We start from the raw sequence: 19323 nt of genomic DNA on the forward strand, positions 1-19323 counted from the left end.
AACTAATCATCCTCACATTGCAAAATTGCTTGAATAGTTTGCGCCAACTGTGGCACCACATCACGCTCAAACCAAGGGTTTTTAGTTAGCCAAATATTATTACGCGGACTCGGGTGCGGCAATGGCAAAACATCTGGCCAATACTCACGCCATGATTTTACTAACTCAGTGAGGGGTAAATGTTTTGTGTGTGGTAAATGGTACGCTTGGGCATATTTACCCAGCACTATGGTTAACTTAATATTGGGCAGTGCCGCTAAAAGCTGGGAACGCCATGCAGGTGCGCATTCTTTACGCGGCGCTAAATCGCCTGACTTACCTTTACCTGGATAACAAAAGCCCATCGGCAAAATAGCAACCTTAGTTACATCATAAAAATCGCATGGCTTAAGCCCTAACCACTCGCGCAGCCGCTTACCACTGGCATCATCAAATGGAATGCCACTTTGGTGTACTTTAAGCCCCGGCGCTTGCCCTGCAATTAAAATACGCGCACTGGGATTAAATTGCAGCACCGGACGTGCCCCAAGCGCCAGCTCAGATTCACAGATCACGCATTGACTAACTTGCTTTAACAAGGTGCTAGCCATCATCACTGCTTTGCCCTATTCGCCACAGCACACCACTTGGATCATAAATAACAAAATCAATCATTTGCCACGCTTGCAAGCTTGGCTCAGTAATTTTTATATTATATTTTTGCGCCAACCCCACATCTGTTAATTTATCATGCCATGCTGTCACATCTGCAACTAATAAGTGCATCATAAAATTTTTAGCGTGTTCTGGATTATAAAAATTTTGCAGTAAAAAACTACAGTCTCCGTGGTAAAAGTACGCCATATCTGGGGTTTCCCACGCGATTTGAAAGCCCATATGCTGATAAAACGCACAACTAAGCGCAAAATCTTTTGCTGGTACAAATGCTTTAATTTCTTCGCAACTCAAATCTGTCATTCAATTCATTTCCTTGAGTTAGTAAAATTATGATCTATTTTTGCGTTCAATTATGTTCTGACCACACTGCAAATTCATTGCCACTGGGCTCGGTAAAATGGAATCGGCAGCCCCCTGGAAAATCAAAAATTGGTTTTATAATACTCCCGCCATATTGCTCTACTTTAGCCTGTGTTTGCGCAATATTCTCGCTATAAAATACTAACAAAGCTGCGCCATGTTGCGTTAATGAGCTAAGTGGAGCTTGATAAAAACCGCCATCAAGCCCAGCTGTATCAGCACTAAATGACGTATATTCAGGGCCATAATCAATAAACTGCCAATCAAAAACCGCACTAAAAAATGCCTTAGTGGCGATTAAATCTGCTGCGGCAAATTCAACATAATTAAGTTTTTTGTGTGCTGACATAGTACTCCCTAAAAAATTAATGTAACGGCTTATAGCCTTCCAATCACTAAGCATACAAGCAGTTGAAAAATTTGCGAACTTTTCAATTAAAACAGCAAATGATAAAAGCAGATCATCATTTTACTAAGTAAATATACTGAGTATTATTGCGCTGTCGTCGCGACAAACAACAAAGAAAATACGAATCACTATCTTTTCTGTATCTAGAATATATAATACCCCCTTTATTCGCCCCCATTTGGGACTTTGAGGGATCATCATGCACGCTCAATCTATCAAAAACAGCCAAACACTCTCTATAAGATCTAAATTAAGCCAAGCTTATCAAGCCCATGCTTACCGTTTTGCTGTTATCTCACGCTTTTTTGCCGCCATTGTTGGTGGTTATACCTTTACTGCCGTGTTTACCGCGTTACTGAGTATTATTTTACCGCTGAAAAAATCAGATGCTGTACTGCTTAGTATCAGCCTGACTATTTTAGTGTACAGCTGCGTGTTTATTTGGGTGTTTGCAGTTAAGTCATTACCTAAAATATGGATCACTATTTTACTAACTACTTCAGGGTGTGCTCTGATCTTATCATTACTAAAGGGTTGGCTATGAAAGAGAGTTTTTTCCGCTCCATGACCTGGATGCATACTTGGGTTGGATTATTAGTATGCTGGCTACTCTATTTAATATTTTTTGCCGGCACGGTGAGTTTTTTTCGGGACGAAATAACGCTATGGAATCAACCAGCACTGCACAATGTACAAGCGCCTGAACAGCGTGTAGCGCAACAGCGTAGCCAAATTATCAGTGGTATTAATTACCTACAAAATGCAGGCCCGGAGTCTACGCGTTGGGGAATTTACTTGCCCACAGAGCGAAAACCGCAGCTTAACTATGCTTATGAAAAGCCTCGTCCTGAAGGGAAGCGTTTTGGTGGTTGGCAAGAGCACAATATCAACCCACAAACAGGCGACGAAATAGCACAAACAAGAGACACCAGAGGTGGTAACTTTTTTTATCGACTGCATTTTGACCTACATTACATTGATGTACGCACAGCCCGTTGGATTGTCTGCTTTGCGAGCTTATTTATGTTGGTAGCGCTGATATCTGGGGTGGTGATCCACAAACGTATTTTTAAAGATATGTTTAGCTTTCGTGCCAATAAAGGCAGCCGCAGTTGGTTAGATGGTCATAATGTATCGTCAGTATTGGCGTTACCTTTTCATATTATGATCACCTATACAGGCCTAATCACGCTAATATTTATGTTATTCCCCTATCCAGCAATGACCGCATACGAAGATGGTATTCGTGGTTTATTTAACGATGTGTCACCCACTAATGTGCGCACCAAAACTAGCCCAGATAGCGCCCCATTAATAGCCATCGATACTATTTTAGATCAAGTTTATACTAACTGGCCTGATGCTGACTTAACACAAATATCAATTCGTGATCCAAATAAAGCCTCAGCCACAATTACAGTCCGTGCAGATACCGCTAGCCTAGTTCGCGACCAAACACCCACCTTATTATTTAACGGTGTAGATGGCAGCTTAATAGCTAAAACTGCTGCCCAATTAACCAATACTGAAGTGTTCTATGACTCGCTAACAGCCCTACACACAGGCCGTTTAGCTAACCCATTATTACGCTGGTTATACTTTTTATGCGGCGTAGCTGGCTGTGTAATGATAGCAACTGGCTGTATTATGTGGGCTAAGCGTATTCGCGAACGCATGAAAAAAGACCAACCTGCTACAATTGGCTTAAAGTTGGTAGAAGGGTTAAACCTTGCCACATTAATGGGCTTACCACTTGCAACCTGCGCATTTTTTATTGCCAACCGGTTACTGCCTATGACAACCCCTGAGCGCGCTGATAAAGAAATACTTGCATTCTTTGTGACTTGGCTAGCCGTTGCTTTGTTTGCGCTATTTAAACGCGCAAGGCCGCAGTGGATTTTACTCGCGTGGATAAACGGTATCGCCTGTCTCAGCGTGCCTGTTATTAATGCTCTTACCACCAATGGCAATCTAATAAGCTACTTGCTAAACGGCCAATGGGCGTTGTTTAGTTTTGATTTAATGTGCTTAATATTTGCAGCCTTATTTGTAATTCAGGCCAAAAAAATACCAACTCACACTCCGGCTAAAACACCGCAACAACGGGCGCGCCGTTCAGCAAAAACTAAGTTACAGGAGCAACCATAATGCATGAATTACTGCAATTGAGCCTATGTTTACTGGCATTTAATTGTTTTGCTTTGGCTAAATTTAATCATTACCGTGATGTATTTAAAACCCGCCCTAGCGACAAACTCAGTAAACAGTTTTTGATCGCTGCTTGGATCAGTATTTTACTAAGCTTAGTACTGAGTGTTGTACAACATAACGGCTACGGCGCTTTACTATTTTGTGGTTACATGGCGCTAAGTGTCTTAATATTAATGATTTTTTATAGCTTCAAAGCATCTTGGGTAAAAATAATGACTGCTTTAAATATCACCGTTGTAATGCTCAGTGGGCTGTTTTTAACTGTTTTTTAAGCTTAGTTAGTAAAAATATGATCTGAGCAAAAAAAAGGCAAACTAACTTAGTTTGCCTATATCCAAATGATTTGGTTATAAATAGTAGGGGGATACTCATGTCACAAATAGCTTGATTGAAGCTATTGCCAATCAATCTATGTGGAATATGATATCCCTCTAATGTGTCATATTTATTACCTAGTAATTACTTTTTAATATAAAACATATCAAACCTATTACTGTGTAGCAGTAGACCAATCTAATTGCATGTCCCACACATAACGGTTTTGTTCTTCAAGTGGTGCTTGTGAGTCGTCAACTGTTTGCAGTACATTTTTAGCTTTTAATAGTGTTGCATCGCGGCCAAATAAGTAGCTCTGCTCTTTCATGATCGTAAAGTAGGCTTTATTAAGCTTAGTTGCGCGTTCTTTAGAGGGCGTAATTAACTCATATAAATTTTTTGCCTGCTTCACTCTTTGCTTATTCACAGTGCCATCTTGATTAAACCAACGCATGAGCATTTCTTGATTTTGACGAAATTCATCCCCGCCACCAACACGTTCAAAATAAGTTAAAAACTCCCCTTGCTGCTCACCTTTATTTGGTACATCGGTCATGGCTTTTAAATCAATATAACCCCAGCCATCACGCCCTTGTACTTTTCGCGGAAATGAAAAGCTTTGATCATAAGTTGATCCCACCGTTTTATGACAGCCATTACAAAATGCCAGCTCTTGTTTATGTTGAGGCCTCAGATCACCTTGAGCATCTTCGATATAACCGTTTATAGTCCAACCAAACATATTGTTTATGCCTTTATCGCCTAGATAACGAGTTTGTGGCAGATTTTCAAAGTGCTTTTCTTTCGCTTCTTTATAATACGAGGAGGCCAGCAATTGCTTAGATTTAAAGCGATGCTTTTTCATGTAGCGGACTTCTTTCATGCGTGGTGCATTGTAGACTTGACCATCCTCATCGACACCAATGTAACGTACCGTATGTAAAAACTCAGTATCTTGTGGGTATAACTGATAACTTAACTCTATGCCTTTTGCATCCCCTACATAATTGGGCTGCTTAGTTATATTACTTACCAATGCCGATAACCTGCCATCGTTATTTAGATCCTGACCAATACGCCGCTCTGAAATATCTGGTGTACTTATCTGCGCTAAATCTTTTATCGCCATTTCAACCAGACTTAAGTTAGCGATATAAACATCCTGATTGTAGATGCCGTCACGCTCACGAAATTCTTTTCCAAGGCGGATCATTACATCACCGGTTGAACCGTTGGTTGGCCAAAAAGTACTTGGAAAAGGTTTATAGTTAAAGGCAACCCAATGGGTGCCATCTTTAGCAAAACCTTTTTCATCAAATGCCTGAGCTGGATAAGCTAAATTTTTAACTTCAGCTATTTCTCCTTGCCAATCAGGATTAGCTTTGAGTTTTTTAATAAAGCTGCCGTAATTATCTTGGTTGACCCAACTATTGATTTGATCGTCTGAAATACCCGCAATTAAATGGGTTCTATCAATGAAAAGATTCTTCCAGTGGTTTTTAAGTCCAAGATCTGAAAACTCGTACACACCTTGTAAATGCCCATCATTCATTGTATTTGGGCGATTTTTATCTTGCTTGTCTGTTTGATGGCAGGCATAACAAGGATTATTTTTGCCCTGGGTTTTGGTATAACACTGCGGTGGAATAACCGATTCCGGATTATATTCTTCATCATATTGCATATACGCAAGCGCGGGAATATCATCGCCCTCTTTATAAGGCGCTGAATATAGTGAGGTAGATGATGAGGTTTGTTGAACATACGTAACGTCGCTCATTGGCATCTCATTATCAAAACACCCAGTGAGTAAAACAACGTTCAGTAATATAAAGGGGGTTAAATACTTCATTTTTATGACTCTATTTTTTTCTAAAAAATGGGTAAACACAGGGTTTACCCACCTAAAAACGCTTTATCTAACGCTTAAATTACTTAGACTGTGGATCGTACATCCACAACGTATTGTTTTCTTGGAAGCCATCTTCACCAATAATGATACGACCATCACGCATAACAATCACATTGTCTGGTTGTGAAAGTTGTTCAACATCACAACGCTCAGCGCCAGTCAGGCTTGAACGATATGTACCGCCCATAATCACCGGTTCAATGCGAGTTAAGCTGTAACTTGTATCAATGTGCGCACGGTATACACCACCGCAGTCTTTTACTCGTCTTGATAGTTGAATATCGCCTTCGTCATCAACCATGGTGTTATCGAGATCTGAAATACCGATATACATGTACGCTTTTGTAACAACTTCATTTGCAATAACATCTTGCCCAGTGATCGCTTCGAGTACACGATCATGATTGATGCTAATACCTTCAAGCTTACGCCATTCGGCGGTAGCACCTTTCATTTTAGCCGCTTGGCGAGACTCTAAAAATGCGGCACGGTTATCCATCGGTTTGCCTGCTGTAACAGGGCTACCACCTTCGGCCTCGCTAGGGTATGTCGCTTTACCATCTGCCCATGCTTGTACATCAGCCAGTGACATATAACTTGTTTTACCAGCAACATAATCGCTGGTATTAATACCATCGTATTGTGCAATCCAGGTTTCAATATCAACATTGCTGCCACTGGCAAGCTCAACCCACTGCACATCAAAACCAGTGACAGTTGGCTCGTTTAAGCCGGCATCTTGGGTTAGTTTTGCACCATATAAAGTACCTGCGGATAAATCTTCTGGTTGGTCGGCAATAAATTTAAATAATACCCCACCGGTATCATCTTGTGATGAATATACGGTACGACGATCTGGCATAACTACCGAGTTTTCATGCTCATAACGACCAATGGTGTAATGCTTTACCACTTCTGGCGCATCGGTCATTGGTTTTTGAATTTCCGCGATATAACCATAACGGTAAGGATTTGGGAAATCAGGAGCAACAAGTGCTTCGATACCATCTGTACCTGTATCACTCGGATCATTCCATGATGCATCTGTGGTTGAGTTAACCGTTGAATTAACGATCCACTCTTCTGAAGTTAGCGGGGTGCCCCACGGAGAAACTGACCCAAAACAGTTAGCAGCCGTCCCCTTCACTGCGTCAAAGTTGATCATCATAGCATCGGTCACAGACCAAGCACCTTCTGCACTTTTTGACATTTTTAATCGGCTTACGCCACCAGGGTAAGATTCCCAGTTAGTAAAGAGGTAGCCTTCGTTTTCGCCTGCAGCAATAAAACCATTAAAATCTGGATTATTATTTTCGATGATTTTTTGATTATTATTAATACCGTAGTGCACACCTAAACCACCAGCCAGACCACTGTCACCTAACTCAGCATAAGTATCACCGGTTTGACCAAGAATTTGATATTCACCAAGCGCTGCAATCACAGTTTGGCGTTCAAACTCACTTTCTGGTACTGGCGAATTGATAATATTACGCGGTAAATTATTAAAGTTTACCCCACGTAATACGCCAACAGTGCCTCGATCAATAACTTTACCATTAACTGAATCTTTTGCCGTATTCGTGTCTGACGGATGCTGAACGTTGAAAAACAAGTCACCGCCATCACTTAAAAAAATGCCTGTGACTTCAGCCCCCGCTGGCACAGTCGCTAACCGTGTTAAGCCACTGCCACCATTTTTTCCATCAACACCATTAGCACCATCAACACCATTTGTGCCATCGCTGCCATTCGTGCCGTTAGCTCCATCCGAACCATTCACACCGTTGCTGCCATCTACACCAGCTTCACCGACAGGACCTTGTGAACCGGTCTCGCCCTGTTTTCCGTCGTCTCCGTTACACGCTGTTAATGCTAAAGTGACGGCTCCAGCAATTAAAGATAATGCTACACGCTTCATTACTTACTCCTTGAAATTGGCCTGTTAAAAGTTTCAACCGAGCCTGATTATTGTTAGAAAAATTTCAAGAATAAGTGTGACCAGAAGTTGTTTCAGTTCTCTTACATATAAATGATGTTTTAGGGACGTAACTTTGACTAATGAATTACATCTTCTTAGTTATATTTACTAAAAAGGCGTATGAATTGTTGAAAGCTAAAAAATGGCACCCTTTAGTGCCATCGATTCACTGTAAAGGGGATTTACAGTCATGGTGTACTGTTCTGTTTAACCATAATCAGGTTGTCAGTATCAAAGCCTTTTTGCTGCGCAAGCACTTTAAAGTCAGCTAAGCGTTGCTCACTCACAGTGGGGGTACGCGATAATAGCCACAAATAATCGTTATTGTAGCCAGATACGTACGCATATTGGTAATTTTGTTGGTCTAACTTAAATACAATATAAGAGCTGTAAAAAGGACCAAAAAACGATACTTTTAAATGACCAACATCATTGCTATCAACAAATTTCGCAGTACCTTGAGCCTCACTCCATTTGTTTTCCTCGCTATTAAAACCACGGTTTAGCACAGTTACAGAGCCATCATCGTTAATTGTATAATCCGCTGTTATATTATCTAAACCCCGCTCAAAAGAGTGATCTAATCGGGCTATTTCATACCACTTACCTTGGTACTGTTCGATGGAAAAAGGACTCACTGGTGCAACCTTATCGGGCATGCCAGTACAGCCAAGCAGTAAACTACTGACGAACAGAGTAAGAGTGATAAATAATTGATTTTTCATCGTTGATTCCTTGATAGTTAATTAGGCCACCAACGCAGTAAAGCATAAAAAGTTCACTTAATACTAGTTGTTCTAAAAGCCTTAGGTTAGGATCATTTTTTTACTAACTATTAGAAGTTAACAATGAAGATATGGGTTGATGCTGACGCCTGTCCAGTGGTGATCAAAGAAATTTTGTTTCGTGCCGCAGAGCGTACGAAAACTGAAACAATTTTAGTCGCTAATCATGCAATGCGTATTCCGCCTTCAAAATACATTAGCCGGTTGCAGGTCTCATCAGGGTTTGATGTGGCTGATGACGAAATCGTCAAACGTATTGCAGCCAATGATCTAGTGATCACCGGTGATATTCCGCTAGCATCAGAAGTAATCGATAATGGCGGCCAAGCGCTAAATCCTCGCGGCGAACTGTATACTAGTGAAAATATTCGCTCGTTACTAAATGTGCGCGATTTTATGGATACTATGCGTTCAAGTGGCGTTGAAATGAACGGCGGACCGCCACCGCTTAGCCAAAGTGATCGTCAAAACTTTGCTAATAATCTAGACCGCATTCTAGCTAAAAATAAATGAGTAAGGCTGCAGGTAATATAGGCTTTGGTGACCCAGCTTTTACAGTCGCTGTGTATATAGCGAATGTACCACCGATGCCACAGTACACCAACCTAAGTACAGTGACGTCATGTGTGGATGGACAAATTGCCAGCATCAACCTAGCCTGTGGTAATGGCTGGCGTAAAGTATTTAATGTATATGCTAAAGTGTTATTTGCACTGCCTAGCGAGTATTACCAATTCGCCAAACTCGCCCCGACTTGGCAACACTATCGTGATGAACAACTGCTGCAGCTTAATAGTCAAACTGCCTTACTTTTTAGCCCTCCGGTTTTAAATAACAATAATACCTTGCATATTATTGCCGGACGCACCTATGCTAAAGCGCTACTTCAACAAGGACACTTACAGTGCCAATTACAGTGGTTAGATGAAGAATTTGCTATCGATAAAGTAAACAAGTTGATTGTGTGTCCATACTTTGATTACCGCCAACTTAGCAATATAAAAATAGCGCGACTTAGTCAGCTAGTTGCCCAGTGTTTTGTGGCAGAGTAAGACTTTGTTAACTAACCTTAAGATAATTTGAATATTATGGACAATTTAACTTTATGAGAATCCTCGTCGTTGACGATATGCCTTTGATGCGCCATGTATTAATAAATATGTTAAGAAAACTAAATTATCACGATATTGTTGAAGCGACTGATGGAATACAAGCATTAAGTTTATTACAAAACCAAGGCTATGATTTAGTTATCACCGACTTGCATATGCCAAAAATGGATGGCAAAACTTTACTCAATCGTATTCGTGATGACCAAGAGTTAGCCGAAATCCCGGTGTTAATGATCACCTGCGAAGACAGCTCCACAGCAATCAAAGAAATTATCGCCGCGAAAGTGTCAGGCTTTATTGTAAAACCTTTTAATTTAAATGTGTTAGATAGCCAGTTAAAGAAAGTTATGAAGTTAGAAAGTTAGAAAGTTAGTCAATCTCAACGCTATATTACTTTAAACATTGTTTAAGTGCGTCATCATCTTGCTGAAATCTAGATAATAACCAAGCTTGAAAAGCGATTACCTTTGGCCAATTAAAATGCTCCTTAGGGCCCACTAAATAATATTTATAGTGGCAGTTATATTCAAAATTTGGGTAAACTTCTAACTGCCCGAATTTGATATGGGACTCAATTAAACGTCGCCTCACTAACGCAATACCTTGACCCGCCAACGTCGCTTGGATCACCAAGGCTGCGTTATCGATTTCTAAAAATACCGGCATTGCTGTAGTACTAATGTTTAATTCAGCCGCTAATGTTTGCCAACCACGCTCTGCATCAGGGCAAACATCCATAATTAACTGCTGTTGTAATAATTGCGCCCTTAAAGGTAATTGTGGGGTAAGTAACCCTGGTTTATAAGCCAGTAACAAACTGTCATCAGCGACCAACTCACTGTGTAACTCGGGATATTGCCCTAACCCAAAACGAATGCCTAAATCAACCTGACCAGAGGCAAAATTTGCATGTTGATCGCTAGGATCAATACGTAAATGAATGCCAGGATGGTGACGTTGAAAATCATTAATATGTTGCAATAACCAACCACTGGCAAACGAAGGTAAAACCGATAAATTTAAACTATGTGGATTTGTATCTTGGCTTAACGAATTAATCCCAGATTGAAAATGACTAAACCCTTGCAAGATAGCCGGGAGCAATTGTTCGCCTTGGCGTGTTAGTTCTACAAATCGAGTTTGCCGCTTAAATAACCGACATCCTAAATGAACTTCTAACAACCTGATCTGTTGGCTCACCGCGGCTTGGCTAACAAATAATTGTTCCGCAGCCAACTTAAAGCTACCCAATTCAGCCGCATGCTTGAAATACCAGAGACTTTTTAATGGGGGTAGAGTCATAGCCATTCACAGTTAAGAAAAACTAAAGCATAAGCAATTTTTAATCGTTTGTCAGCTTTTCTACATCAGGTAATACTTATATTACCAACCAAGCAAAATGAAGAGTTAACACAATGAAATATTTAATTATATTAGTTATTACATTAATTAGCTTTAGCAACCAAGCTCAAGCTAACACTACAATAAAACTTGATACCGATGAAGGCTACCCATACAAAAACTTAATCAACAAAGCGCAAAGAGTCGAATTACGTTATGTTGAAAATGATCATCAAGTGACCTGTAAAGTCAGTGTGCAAACCCTGCATAATCAATATATGGGGAAAGAGCAAACCGTTTCAGCTAAGCAATTTAAAAAGCAACCAATGGCGGCATGCTTAACTCGTATAAAAGCCAAGCAGATACTAAATATGTTATAAGCTATGGGAGCTTTATGCCGCTATTCCCAGCAACATAAAGCGCCTATTTTTCAGATTTCAGCTAAGTTATTTATTTCCACGGCTTTCGCTAATGCACTCTCATAAAATGTAAAAACTTGTTTTGTATAAGCTTGTTGATAATGCTCATCAAGTGCTTGTTGCGATACAAACCGCTCAACCAAAAATAAGCATGTTTGATTATCACCCGTGTATAACTCAAAGCGAATACAGCCCGCTTCAGCTAAAGTGGGTGCCACAATCGCTTGTAATTTACGTTTACACTCAGCGAACAACGCTGTCTTTGGGGTAATTTTAGCTACTATATTAATCATAAAATCTCACTACTTTCAAAGAAATGCATTCAATGCATTGAACCGGCAATCATAAAACGTTAGGGTTAAAGCTAAATTTAAATAAGTTGCCCATACTCCGAACAAAAACAACATAAAAAGCCATATCAACTTGATAAATGTAAAATGAATTTTCATAGTTGCGTCTATGCCCTACTACTATATTTTGATAGCAGCCGTTAAAATAGTGACCAAAATGCAAACTAAGATTGAGAAAATAACATGCTAGACGACCTGTATTTATTTACCGAAGTTGCGCGGCGCAAAAGCATGAGCCAAACAGCAACAGAGCTTAATTTAAATTTATCGACCTTATCGCGACGCATCCAAGCATTTGAACAAAAGTTAGGCACGCCACTATTACAGCGCAGTGCAAGAGGAATTATACTCACCAGCGCGGGGCAGCATATTTATGAATCGCTCGCGAACACTGTTTTAACACTTTCGAGTCAGGTTGAGCAGGTAATAAGTAAACAAAATATCAACGAAGAATTTTATCTTCTGTGCCCACAAAACCTGATTGCCGGGCCACTAATGAGCGCAATTAGTGCGTTTCAAACATCGCACGCTCAGCTCAATTTGCATATTTATCCAAATAACTTAAACAGTCAGCTTAGCCAACAGCGCTTTAATTTAGCGATACGAATTGGCGAACAACAAGATTCAAGCTTTTATCAAAAGCGGCTCGGCTCAATTGCCACAGCGGTAATTACTAAAAAACAAACGGCACCGCAAAATCGCCTAATTTTGCCCTACACCGATAAACAACTTTCAGCAGCGCTGCTCAGCGAATTAAAGAGCTGTTTTGAGCATATCACCTATTGCTACGACATAACCATTGCACGCCAGCTAGTGCAATCGGGTGTGGGAGCTGGCTTATTGCCGATGAGCGAAATTGCCAGCTTAAACGCCAAGCAACAGTTTGCTTATGTAGCGCAAAACATACCGCTACCCGCTCGCCCTATTTACGCCATGTGGGCGCATACTCGCACGCCATCAGCCACCGCCAATAAGCTGATCACCAATATTCAGCAAGCAATCGCAGAGCAGCCCTGCTTACAAGGTGAAATTGTACCGCTCGGTAATTAATTTGCGCAGCCAAACTCTGCTATTAAATCGCCACTGTCAGGTTGTTTGCTTTGCTTCACACCACAACCAGGTTTCACTCATCAGACAACTCATATAAGCCGCACACAAGTTTATTAACTAATTCGCTTTTGCGTGATCGCTACTGTAGTATCATAAATGAAGAATTTATAACCAATACAGATTTTTTACCATGTTCATAAATGCTAAATTACACAATGCGAACAGCTAAACGATTACGTAATATATGCAACGCCAGTCTGTTACTACTGTTGTGTGTAAGTAACGCCACTAAAGCAGTACCGACAGCGCAAAGTATTGACTCAACGACAATTCAACTTAGCGCAGGTGAATGGCCACCTTTTCTCAGTGAATCGCTGCCCTACCAAGGTGTAGTAGCGCATTTAATTCGCGATATATTTGCTGAAGCAGGCATTACCGTTAACTTTACATTTTTACCTTGGCCACGTGCATATCACGATACCGAAAATAACAAATATGCCGCTACTGCGGTATGGATGTTCAGTGACGAAAGAGCAACGGCTTACTTATATAGCGAACCGGTACTCAGTGAACGATTTGTGTTTTTTTATCAAAAGCAGCGCCATTTTGATTGGCAAAATATTGCAGATTTAAAAGGCCTATTGCTCGGTGGTGGGCTTGGCTATAGTTATGGCCCAGAGTTTGATAAAGCCCTTGCCGAAGGCTCTTTTGAAATGTCGCGGGTAGGTAATACCGAGCAAAACTTCCGCCGTTTAGCACTAGGGCGTATCGACGCCTTTGCTGAAGAGCAAAGTGTTGGCTACTTTACCCTCAAACACCAACTACCCGATCTTGTTAATGTTATTAGCCACCACCCCAAACCCCTGTTAATTAATAAAAGCTTCTTACTATTTCCAAAAAATAGCAGCGAAAGTGAAAAACTGCTCAACACCTTTAATCAGTACTTATTACAGTTTAAGCAAAACGGCCGTTACCAAGCTTACTTTAAAGGTTTAGAGCAAGGTGATTATCAGCCCCAAGCCAAGCTACAGCAACGAGTTAACCCGTAGATCATGCTTTACGTGACAATAAGCCTAACCAAACCCGGCGTTTACTTAGAGCAACCTTTTGCACTTTAATCAGATGCTGGCGTTGAAATTATTATTCGCCTCATTAGATGAGTTAGAAAGAGTTAAGTTGGCGGGCTAACAGAGAGAAGCTGTAAAATGCACTACCGCTGAGATTTAAATAATCGACCTTCGTAGCAGCGATTTTATATCGCGACTTGTTTTGCACTTAATCTTTAAACCAGCGGTAAGCGCCAAAAACTCCCATAAAGGCAAGACAACCAACAGCCACTAATTGCCAAACTTTGTAGTTATAGCCTTCTTTTTCCAGAGCAACTGTATTCAAACGGGTATCAGCTTTTGACACTGGGGTTAGCGTCATCGAATGTGTAATTGTGGGTATTGCAGTAGTGTTTTGTTGAGATAAAACAACCGTTGGCTGTTTAACATTCGCGCTTGCTTTGTTTGGTGCTTGCCACTGGGCTTCAAATTTTGCACGCTGCTCAGCTCGATTTTCACTGCACCAAACAAAGTCAGTTTGTTGCATTTCTTTAGCACGGCAGCGCTCAGGGTATTGGTAAAAGCTACTCCACGCGAGTCGTTTGCTATCACTGTCGTATGTTTTACTATAGACCGTTGAATCATGAACTTTTTTATTTAATAAATCATTAGCAGATGAGCGAGTATAAGTTCGTGAACCTGAACTGTAGCTCCTCCCATTAGTTGGGCTTATGCAGTGACGACCCAATATTTCAAACAACTCAGTTGAGCGCCTGCGTAAACGCTCACCTTCAGCTGCCTTATACCCTGCCCTCATTCTATCCTGAACTTTTTCTCGCTCGGCTTTAATAGCATCACACCGTGATTGCGAATACTGCTCTGCGGCCAATGTGCTATTGCTTGAAATCACGCAGATAGCCAATAAAATCCTTTTAATCATAATAAATCACTGTCGTTAAATTAGGGATAGCGTAGCAGTTTTCATCCTAGCAGCAAGCTTTTCAGTTTAAAATATCAGCCTCTCGCTTTATTCGCCTCATTAGATGAGTTTTCAAGTTGCAACGGCCTCGTAACAGTGATTTTATATCGCGTCTAAACTCATAGAGTATAGCTCTCAACCTCCGCAATTATTCTTGTTGCTTGAGCCTTGTTCAGACTAAGGCATTTGGCTTGCGACAGTAAATTATCGATACCAGCATATCGGCCATCATCACCTCGGCCTGTTTGTGTATTTAACTTAAAAAAATTACAAATAATGGGGTTGTAAACCGTCAATAAACACTTAAGCTTCAGAAGTCATCGTTAATCACCTGAGTTTTATTGCTTTTACGCTGTCTTGCATTATAACCCCCCCACATCTGCGGCTAGCTCGTTAATTTCATCCAGCAACGAGCCTTGCAATTGAAGAATAACGAGAGCTTCAAACAATATATCGCTTTTTACTACCTCACCTTGTTCAAGCTTTTGTACCGTGTAGTGAGATACACCAACCATCTTAGCGAACGTGCTTTGGGTATAAAGTAAAGTACGATGCCGGCGCGATTTGATATAGCATTCCTCTAAAGCGCAGCGCCTCTTAATCTCTGTGGTGAATACATCACTTACAATCAATTTGCACAAAGAGAAGACAATGAGGGTAAATAAGAATACAACGCAACGGGCTTTGAGCTGCGGGCTGCGTGCAGCGTGCTGGTGTAAACCCTAGCTCCTAGTCACTTCCCTGTAAGAACCCGCTTTAGTTGTGATTGTTTTAAAACCACTTTTACCACCGAGCTCACCGAGGCTGCGCTACACAGAGAAGATAAAAAGTGCTACGAGCTACGAGCAAATCCTAGCACCTAGCTCCTTTTACTACCTCACTTCACTACACCGAAGAAACTTAAATAAACGCTTTCATACTTGGTAACAGCTCAACCTGCTCACTCAGTTCGCCAGCGGCTTTATTGATAATGTTAATACATAAGCCGATGTGTTCTAGTTCACTATTAGACAAATTATTTGCAATAGCAGTCGCTTTAGCCATTGTTATTGCAGCTAATACTGACTGAATTGTTTGACTCATCAGTAGCTGCATACGCGCAAGAGAAATATCAAACTCATCAGTAAAATCAGCTAACATATAAGCCGTTATTTCATTACTAAAATTACCCGCGCCTTGTGAATTATAGTCACCTAGCGACATTGCATAATGCCTTGAAATAGCTAGCTTTGAACCACCTTTTGCACAATCAATCCCCGCCTGTTCAATAATCGCTTTTATGTTTACCAAATCGTAAAACGGTGTGAGCTCTAAACCATTTTTACCAACAAAAAAACTAATGTTTTTGCCGTGAGCATCATAATTACGCACTAGAATATTAAATGTCATCCAGCGAATAAGTTGCGCCTGATACGCTTGCAGATTCACTGTTTCAATATTAAAGAGCTTAGGAAAAGAAACCCCATCTCGAATATAAATACCGTCGCCTTCATCACCGTGCTGACGCTCATATTTATAAGAAGGGGGTAAATTAGTCGCTTGGCACCCATCAATAACATGACGACGTAACACTCGGTTTTGCTCTTTGACAACACGCCTATCAAAACGATCGATAACAAAGGCTCGCATTTCACCATAGCTACGCAATTCAACGTCAGGCACATCTAGCCCTGCGCCTCTTGCCAGCAGCATAGTAAATAACTCATTTACGGCAATAAAAGGCGCAGCCCCCGTTTCAAACTTAAATATTTTATTAGAACATAATTCGCCTTCACCAAACCCCAGCCTGCCGTCGATTTCGAGTAAATTAAGCTTATCTTGAACCCCAGCGACAGAGAGCCTCGTTCGCCCGTCCCATAATGTAATAGGCTCGCCCGCTTGCTTAAAACGGTTCAGCTTTTGACTTAACTCACCTTTAGTTACTTCACGAAAGGAGGTTTGCTTTACTGCACAATTACTTGCTCTAAACGATAAAGCACCTGATGTCTCCTCGCCAATCACTTTAATTAAGCCGAAGGTGTTATTTTTTGAAATAGTCGTACTGCTAATTATTTCCTCAAGGCCTTTCCCCTCAGGCAATAAGTTTTGCAAATAATTACGTACTGCACGAGAGTCAAAATCGCCATTGAGTGGCAAATGTGGTGAAACTGCAAAACCCTCGTTGATCCATTTAGCCTCATAAGTAAATGAAATCTCATTTTCAGAGCCTATTGCCAGCGTTATCTCAGCCACCTTTTGCGATTGACCGATAAACACATCTAAACGATTGGTGTTAGTACCACTGTTCATCGCTCACCTCATCATTGCTATGAGCTATATCATCACTGACAAGGCTGAACGACAACCCTAAATACTCCATAACTTTTAGTACATTATGCAGTTGCACAGTTACATCACCTTTTTCTATTTTTATTAGCGTAGGCTTAGAAATAGCAAGCGCTTGTGATACATCCACTAATGTCAGCTTCATACCAGTTCGCTTTGCAGTAATGGCTTTAGCCAGCTGCATGGGTGAAAATGGCTTAGAAAGCTCAGGCATTTCAGTACGCTTAACAACTCTTCCGAGTGTTTTTTTGACGGAGGAATCGCTCATTTATGGTCAACTATAGTTTACTTATACAACCAATTCTAGAATACCTTAAGAAAAAGTCAACGATACTTTACTTTTAGACTAAATAATTAATCAACAAGACCATAAGTAAAATGTATTTAACTTATGATGACTTGTAATTAAATTAAAACCCATAAGTAAATTTTAATTGACTAGTTTATAGAGTAAAACTGGCAAGTTGAAAAAACGGGCTACGGATTAATCCTAGCTCCTAGTCACTTCCCTAAAACCTAGCGCCTTTGCCTTAATCTATGATTGTTTTAAAATCAATTTTACCACCGAGCTCACCGAGGCGCTTCGCTGCACGGAGAAGATAAAAAGTGCTTCGAGCTACGAGCAAATCCTAGCACCTAGCTCCTTTTACTGTCGTAGGAACGCGCTTTAGCTGTGATTGTTTTAAAACCAATTTTACCACCGAGCTCACCGAGGCTGCGCTACACAGAGAAGATAAAAAGTGCTTCGAGCTACGAGCTACGAGCAAATCCTAGCACCTAGCTCCTTTTACTACCGTAGGCGTTAAGCTTGCTGACGCGGTCTTTATATTCTTTCTCTAAAGCGCAGCGCCTCTTAATCTCTGTGGTGAATACATCACTTACAATCAATTTGCACAAAGAGAAGACAATGAGGGTAAATAAGAATACAACGCAACGGGCTGCGTGCAGCGTGCTGGTGCAAACCCTAGTCCCTAGTCACGTCCCTAGCACCTAGCTCCTTTTAGCACTGTAGGCGTTAAACTTGCTAACGCGAAAAGCGGAGCTTTTGAATTAAATTGTAGGCGTGAGTTTATCTCGCGTTCTGGTTTTTAATTGCAAATTTGATGGTTAATGTCGCGTTGGCGACGATATTTAAAGCTTTATATTATTTAGTACTTGGTCGCAATATAACTTAAATACATCAAATGCATGCTCCCAATTAAGGCTATGATTACCATAAACCATTGGCACGACATATTTATTAAAACGCGCTTCATAAATTGAATTCGCTTGTAATACACCTAAAGCAAACCTAAGTTCAGTAATCGGATTTTCCATAAATTCTGCATGCTGATTACCATAACGAGTAATATCTTCCGCGATGACTTTTTGCACTAAAGGTACTACATCTTGAACATTCGCCAATCCAGCGTGTTGAATATAATATGTATCATAAATATGGCGAATTAGCGCAGGATCATCGTCTCTTTTATTATCACGTGCAAAGCTCGCTGTTCGCCTAAGCATAGACACTAACTTTTCAGCTTGTGTACTCTTAATACTAGAAAAATCCATCAGCGGCACTTCTGGTGCCTGTTGAGTTACCTCGTTCACTAAAGAAGATATATTGCGGCTTTGTACATTATCAAAAAGTAACGTTTCAATAAGCTCTAATTTAATAAATGGTCGTAAGCATGGGGCTTTTGAATGGGCTTGAGGATAGCGAATATCAATTTGTTGATATCGATATTCATCAAAAACAGTTGGAGTATTTTCTACAGAAAAATAATCATATGAATTAATTGCATCAATTAACTGTAAATGGAGCGCTTTTCTTGCCTTTCTTCTTTTAGTTTTAGAGGTGTTAGCAGCTAAATCTTTAGGAATGATTTTTATATCAACATCTTCAGACATCCTATGAGTTTTAATGCCTGACTTTGTTAATGCCGTACCACCTGAAAAAACTAAAAAATGCGTATCAAAAGATAACTCTGAAAGTAGCTTTAGCAATACAACTACGTAATAATCTTTTTAAACAATGGCAGGGTTACCCATACCAAGAGCATCTGCTACATCTAAAAATAAATCGCTA

22 protein-coding genes are annotated in these 19323 nt (G+C 40.5%); 9 read left to right on the forward strand and 13 right to left on the reverse strand.

The genetic code is table 11. The features are described 5' to 3' along the window. Nucleotides 1-2: 2 nt before the first annotated feature. The 3 genes from H5163_RS13065 to H5163_RS13075 are packed head-to-tail and all read right to left on the reverse strand — an operon-like array spanning nucleotide 3 to nucleotide 1366. Nucleotides 3-593 carry a uracil-DNA glycosylase family protein gene (locus H5163_RS13065; RefSeq protein WP_182735314.1) on the reverse strand — a complete coding sequence of 197 codons (591 nt, stop codon included), beginning with the start codon at nucleotides 591-593 and terminating at the stop codon, nucleotides 3-5. Beyond that, nucleotides 583-957 carry a VOC family protein gene (locus H5163_RS13070; protein ID WP_182735315.1) on the reverse strand — a complete coding sequence of 125 codons (375 nt, stop codon included), beginning with the start codon at nucleotides 955-957 and terminating at the stop codon, nucleotides 583-585. The genes H5163_RS13065 and H5163_RS13070 overlap by 11 nt, the downstream gene beginning before the upstream one ends. A 46-nt stretch (nucleotides 958-1003) precedes the next feature. Then, nucleotides 1004-1366: a VOC family protein gene (locus tag H5163_RS13075; RefSeq protein ID WP_145239859.1), complete on the reverse strand. Its 363-nt coding sequence runs from the start codon at nucleotides 1364-1366 to the stop codon at nucleotides 1004-1006. Between the two features lie 259 nt (nucleotides 1367-1625). On the opposite strand from H5163_RS13075, the gene H5163_RS13080 reads away from it, so the two are divergent. From H5163_RS13080 to H5163_RS13090, 3 genes are read left to right on the forward strand one after another with little or no spacing between them, the layout of a single operon-like run. Next, entirely contained in the window at nucleotides 1626-1970 is a 345-nt protein-coding gene (locus H5163_RS13080; protein ID WP_145239861.1) for a hypothetical protein, read from the forward strand. Continuing rightward, complete coding sequence (locus tag H5163_RS13085) at nucleotides 1967-3574, forward strand: PepSY domain-containing protein (RefSeq protein WP_145239863.1); 1608 nt, start codon at nucleotides 1967-1969, stop codon at nucleotides 3572-3574. The genes H5163_RS13080 and H5163_RS13085 overlap by 4 nt, the downstream gene beginning before the upstream one ends. Then, nucleotides 3574-3909 carry a DUF3325 domain-containing protein gene (locus H5163_RS13090; protein WP_145239865.1) on the forward strand — a complete coding sequence of 112 codons (336 nt, stop codon included), beginning with the start codon at nucleotides 3574-3576 and terminating at the stop codon, nucleotides 3907-3909. Before H5163_RS13085 ends, H5163_RS13090 begins: the two co-directional genes overlap by 1 nt. A gap of 218 nt (nucleotides 3910-4127) precedes the next feature. Here H5163_RS13090 and H5163_RS13095 read toward each other — a convergent pair whose 3' ends face one another. The 3 genes from H5163_RS13095 to H5163_RS13105 all read right to left on the reverse strand — a co-directional run bounded on the left by H5163_RS13095 (nucleotide 4128) and on the right by H5163_RS13105 (nucleotide 8570). Then, on the reverse strand, nucleotides 4128-5804 hold the full coding sequence (locus tag H5163_RS13095) for a hypothetical protein (protein ID WP_182735316.1): 1677 nt from the start codon (nucleotides 5802-5804) through the stop codon (nucleotides 4128-4130). Nucleotides 5805-5883: 79 nt separating this feature from the next. Beyond that, nucleotides 5884-7785 carry an alkaline phosphatase PhoX gene (locus H5163_RS13100; protein WP_145239870.1) on the reverse strand — a complete coding sequence of 634 codons (1902 nt, stop codon included), beginning with the start codon at nucleotides 7783-7785 and terminating at the stop codon, nucleotides 5884-5886. Between the two features lie 248 nt (nucleotides 7786-8033). Then, nucleotides 8034-8570, reverse strand: coding sequence for a lipocalin family protein (locus tag H5163_RS13105; protein ID WP_149981969.1), 537 nt, complete (start codon nucleotides 8568-8570; stop codon nucleotides 8034-8036). Between the two features lie 123 nt (nucleotides 8571-8693). On the opposite strand from H5163_RS13105, the gene H5163_RS13110 reads away from it, so the two are divergent. From H5163_RS13110 to H5163_RS13120, 3 genes are read left to right on the forward strand one after another with little or no spacing between them, the layout of a single operon-like run. Beyond that, the gene (locus tag H5163_RS13110) at nucleotides 8694-9143 is read left to right on the forward strand and encodes a YaiI/YqxD family protein (protein ID WP_182735317.1); all 450 of its coding nucleotides are present in this window, start codon (nucleotides 8694-8696) and stop codon (nucleotides 9141-9143) included. Beyond that, nucleotides 9140-9682 carry a DUF6942 family protein gene (locus H5163_RS13115; protein WP_182735318.1) on the forward strand — a complete coding sequence of 181 codons (543 nt, stop codon included), beginning with the start codon at nucleotides 9140-9142 and terminating at the stop codon, nucleotides 9680-9682. The genes H5163_RS13110 and H5163_RS13115 overlap by 4 nt, the downstream gene beginning before the upstream one ends. Nucleotides 9683-9735: 53 nt before the next feature. Further along, nucleotides 9736-10107 (forward strand): response regulator, encoded by a 372-nt coding sequence (locus H5163_RS13120; protein WP_182735319.1) that lies wholly within the window; start codon nucleotides 9736-9738, stop codon nucleotides 10105-10107. A 25-nt stretch (nucleotides 10108-10132) separates the two neighbouring features. Here the strand turns inward: H5163_RS13120 and H5163_RS13125 are convergent, their stop codons facing one another. After that, complete coding sequence (locus H5163_RS13125) at nucleotides 10133-11044, reverse strand: LysR substrate-binding domain-containing protein (protein WP_182735320.1); 912 nt, start codon at nucleotides 11042-11044, stop codon at nucleotides 10133-10135. A 113-nt stretch (nucleotides 11045-11157) separates the two neighbouring features. On the opposite strand from H5163_RS13125, the gene H5163_RS13130 reads away from it, so the two are divergent. Next, a complete protein-coding gene (locus H5163_RS13130) occupies nucleotides 11158-11463 on the forward strand; it encodes a hypothetical protein (RefSeq protein WP_145239882.1) in 306 nt (101 codons plus the stop codon). Between the two features lie 50 nt (nucleotides 11464-11513). On the opposite strand, the gene H5163_RS13135 is transcribed toward H5163_RS13130, so the two are convergent. Continuing rightward, entirely contained in the window at nucleotides 11514-11795 is a 282-nt protein-coding gene (locus H5163_RS13135) for a putative quinol monooxygenase (protein WP_145239884.1), read from the reverse strand. A 240-nt stretch (nucleotides 11796-12035) separates the two neighbouring features. Between H5163_RS13135 and H5163_RS13140 the strand changes: the two genes are divergently transcribed. Together H5163_RS13140 and H5163_RS13145 are read left to right on the forward strand one after the other, a co-directional pair. Further along, complete coding sequence (locus H5163_RS13140) at nucleotides 12036-12902, forward strand: LysR family transcriptional regulator (RefSeq protein ID WP_182735321.1); 867 nt, start codon at nucleotides 12036-12038, stop codon at nucleotides 12900-12902. A gap of 200 nt (nucleotides 12903-13102) precedes the next feature. Further along, the gene (locus H5163_RS13145) at nucleotides 13103-13951 is read left to right on the forward strand and encodes an ABC transporter substrate-binding protein (protein WP_259399815.1); all 849 of its coding nucleotides are present in this window, start codon (nucleotides 13103-13105) and stop codon (nucleotides 13949-13951) included. 226 nt (nucleotides 13952-14177) lie between these two features. Here the strand turns inward: H5163_RS13145 and H5163_RS13150 are convergent, their stop codons facing one another. The 5 genes from H5163_RS13150 to H5163_RS13170 form a co-directional block, all read right to left on the reverse strand. Continuing rightward, nucleotides 14178-14888 carry a hypothetical protein gene (locus H5163_RS13150; RefSeq protein ID WP_182735322.1) on the reverse strand — a complete coding sequence of 237 codons (711 nt, stop codon included), beginning with the start codon at nucleotides 14886-14888 and terminating at the stop codon, nucleotides 14178-14180. 401 nt (nucleotides 14889-15289) lie between these two features. Further along, nucleotides 15290-15442: a hypothetical protein gene (locus tag H5163_RS21355; RefSeq protein WP_259399816.1), complete on the reverse strand. Its 153-nt coding sequence runs from the start codon at nucleotides 15440-15442 to the stop codon at nucleotides 15290-15292. Between the two features lie 385 nt (nucleotides 15443-15827). Next, entirely contained in the window at nucleotides 15828-17216 is a 1389-nt protein-coding gene (locus H5163_RS13160; RefSeq protein ID WP_182735323.1) for a HipA domain-containing protein, read from the reverse strand. Then, nucleotides 17200-17520: a helix-turn-helix domain-containing protein gene (locus H5163_RS13165; RefSeq protein ID WP_145242858.1), complete on the reverse strand. Its 321-nt coding sequence runs from the start codon at nucleotides 17518-17520 to the stop codon at nucleotides 17200-17202. Before H5163_RS13165 ends, H5163_RS13160 begins: the two co-directional genes overlap by 17 nt. Before the next feature lie 863 nt (nucleotides 17521-18383). Beyond that, a complete protein-coding gene (locus H5163_RS13170; RefSeq protein WP_182735324.1) occupies nucleotides 18384-19241 on the reverse strand; it encodes a nucleotidyl transferase AbiEii/AbiGii toxin family protein in 858 nt (285 codons plus the stop codon). Between the last annotated feature and the right edge of the window lie 82 nt (nucleotides 19242-19323).

The organism is Pseudoalteromonas sp. SG44-8 (genome assembly GCF_014164125.1).
Lineage (GTDB): Bacteria > Pseudomonadota > Gammaproteobacteria > Enterobacterales > Alteromonadaceae > Pseudoalteromonas > Pseudoalteromonas rhizosphaerae.

Excerpts from the sequence above, each read along its gene's own strand:
- H5163_RS13140 (WP_182735321.1), top strand. The coding sequence starts at position 12,036 with ATGCTAGACGACCTGTATTTATTTACCGAAGTTGCGCGGCGCAAAAGC.
- H5163_RS13065 (WP_182735314.1), bottom strand. The coding sequence starts at position 593 with ATGATGGCTAGCACCTTGTTAAAGCAAGTTAGTCAATGCGTGATCTGT.
- H5163_RS13130 (WP_145239882.1), top strand. The coding sequence starts at position 11,158 with ATGAAATATTTAATTATATTAGTTATTACATTAATTAGCTTTAGCAAC.
- H5163_RS13125 (WP_182735320.1), bottom strand. The coding sequence starts at position 11,044 with ATGACTCTACCCCCATTAAAAAGTCTCTGGTATTTCAAGCATGCGGCT.
- H5163_RS13115 (WP_182735318.1), top strand. The coding sequence starts at position 9,140 with ATGAGTAAGGCTGCAGGTAATATAGGCTTTGGTGACCCAGCTTTTACA.
- H5163_RS13150 (WP_182735322.1), bottom strand. The coding sequence starts at position 14,888 with ATGATTAAAAGGATTTTATTGGCTATCTGCGTGATTTCAAGCAATAGC.
- H5163_RS21355 (WP_259399816.1), bottom strand. The coding sequence starts at position 15,442 with ATGGTTGGTGTATCTCACTACACGGTACAAAAGCTTGAACAAGGTGAG.
- H5163_RS13070 (WP_182735315.1), bottom strand. The coding sequence starts at position 957 with ATGACAGATTTGAGTTGCGAAGAAATTAAAGCATTTGTACCAGCAAAA.
- H5163_RS13100 (WP_145239870.1), bottom strand. The coding sequence starts at position 7,785 with ATGAAGCGTGTAGCATTATCTTTAATTGCTGGAGCCGTCACTTTAGCA.
- H5163_RS13120 (WP_182735319.1), top strand. The coding sequence starts at position 9,736 with ATGAGAATCCTCGTCGTTGACGATATGCCTTTGATGCGCCATGTATTA.
- H5163_RS13085 (WP_145239863.1), top strand. The coding sequence starts at position 1,967 with ATGAAAGAGAGTTTTTTCCGCTCCATGACCTGGATGCATACTTGGGTT.
- H5163_RS13105 (WP_149981969.1), bottom strand. The coding sequence starts at position 8,570 with ATGAAAAATCAATTATTTATCACTCTTACTCTGTTCGTCAGTAGTTTA.
- H5163_RS13160 (WP_182735323.1), bottom strand. The coding sequence starts at position 17,216 with ATGAACAGTGGTACTAACACCAATCGTTTAGATGTGTTTATCGGTCAA.
- H5163_RS13095 (WP_182735316.1), bottom strand. The coding sequence starts at position 5,804 with ATGAAGTATTTAACCCCCTTTATATTACTGAACGTTGTTTTACTCACT.
- H5163_RS13110 (WP_182735317.1), top strand. The coding sequence starts at position 8,694 with ATGAAGATATGGGTTGATGCTGACGCCTGTCCAGTGGTGATCAAAGAA.
- H5163_RS13075 (WP_145239859.1), bottom strand. The coding sequence starts at position 1,366 with ATGTCAGCACACAAAAAACTTAATTATGTTGAATTTGCCGCAGCAGAT.
- H5163_RS13135 (WP_145239884.1), bottom strand. The coding sequence starts at position 11,795 with ATGATTAATATAGTAGCTAAAATTACCCCAAAGACAGCGTTGTTCGCT.
- H5163_RS13165 (WP_145242858.1), bottom strand. The coding sequence starts at position 17,520 with ATGAGCGATTCCTCCGTCAAAAAAACACTCGGAAGAGTTGTTAAGCGT.
- H5163_RS13090 (WP_145239865.1), top strand. The coding sequence starts at position 3,574 with ATGCATGAATTACTGCAATTGAGCCTATGTTTACTGGCATTTAATTGT.
- H5163_RS13145 (WP_259399815.1), top strand. The coding sequence starts at position 13,103 with ATGCTAAATTACACAATGCGAACAGCTAAACGATTACGTAATATATGC.
- H5163_RS13080 (WP_145239861.1), top strand. The coding sequence starts at position 1,626 with ATGCACGCTCAATCTATCAAAAACAGCCAAACACTCTCTATAAGATCT.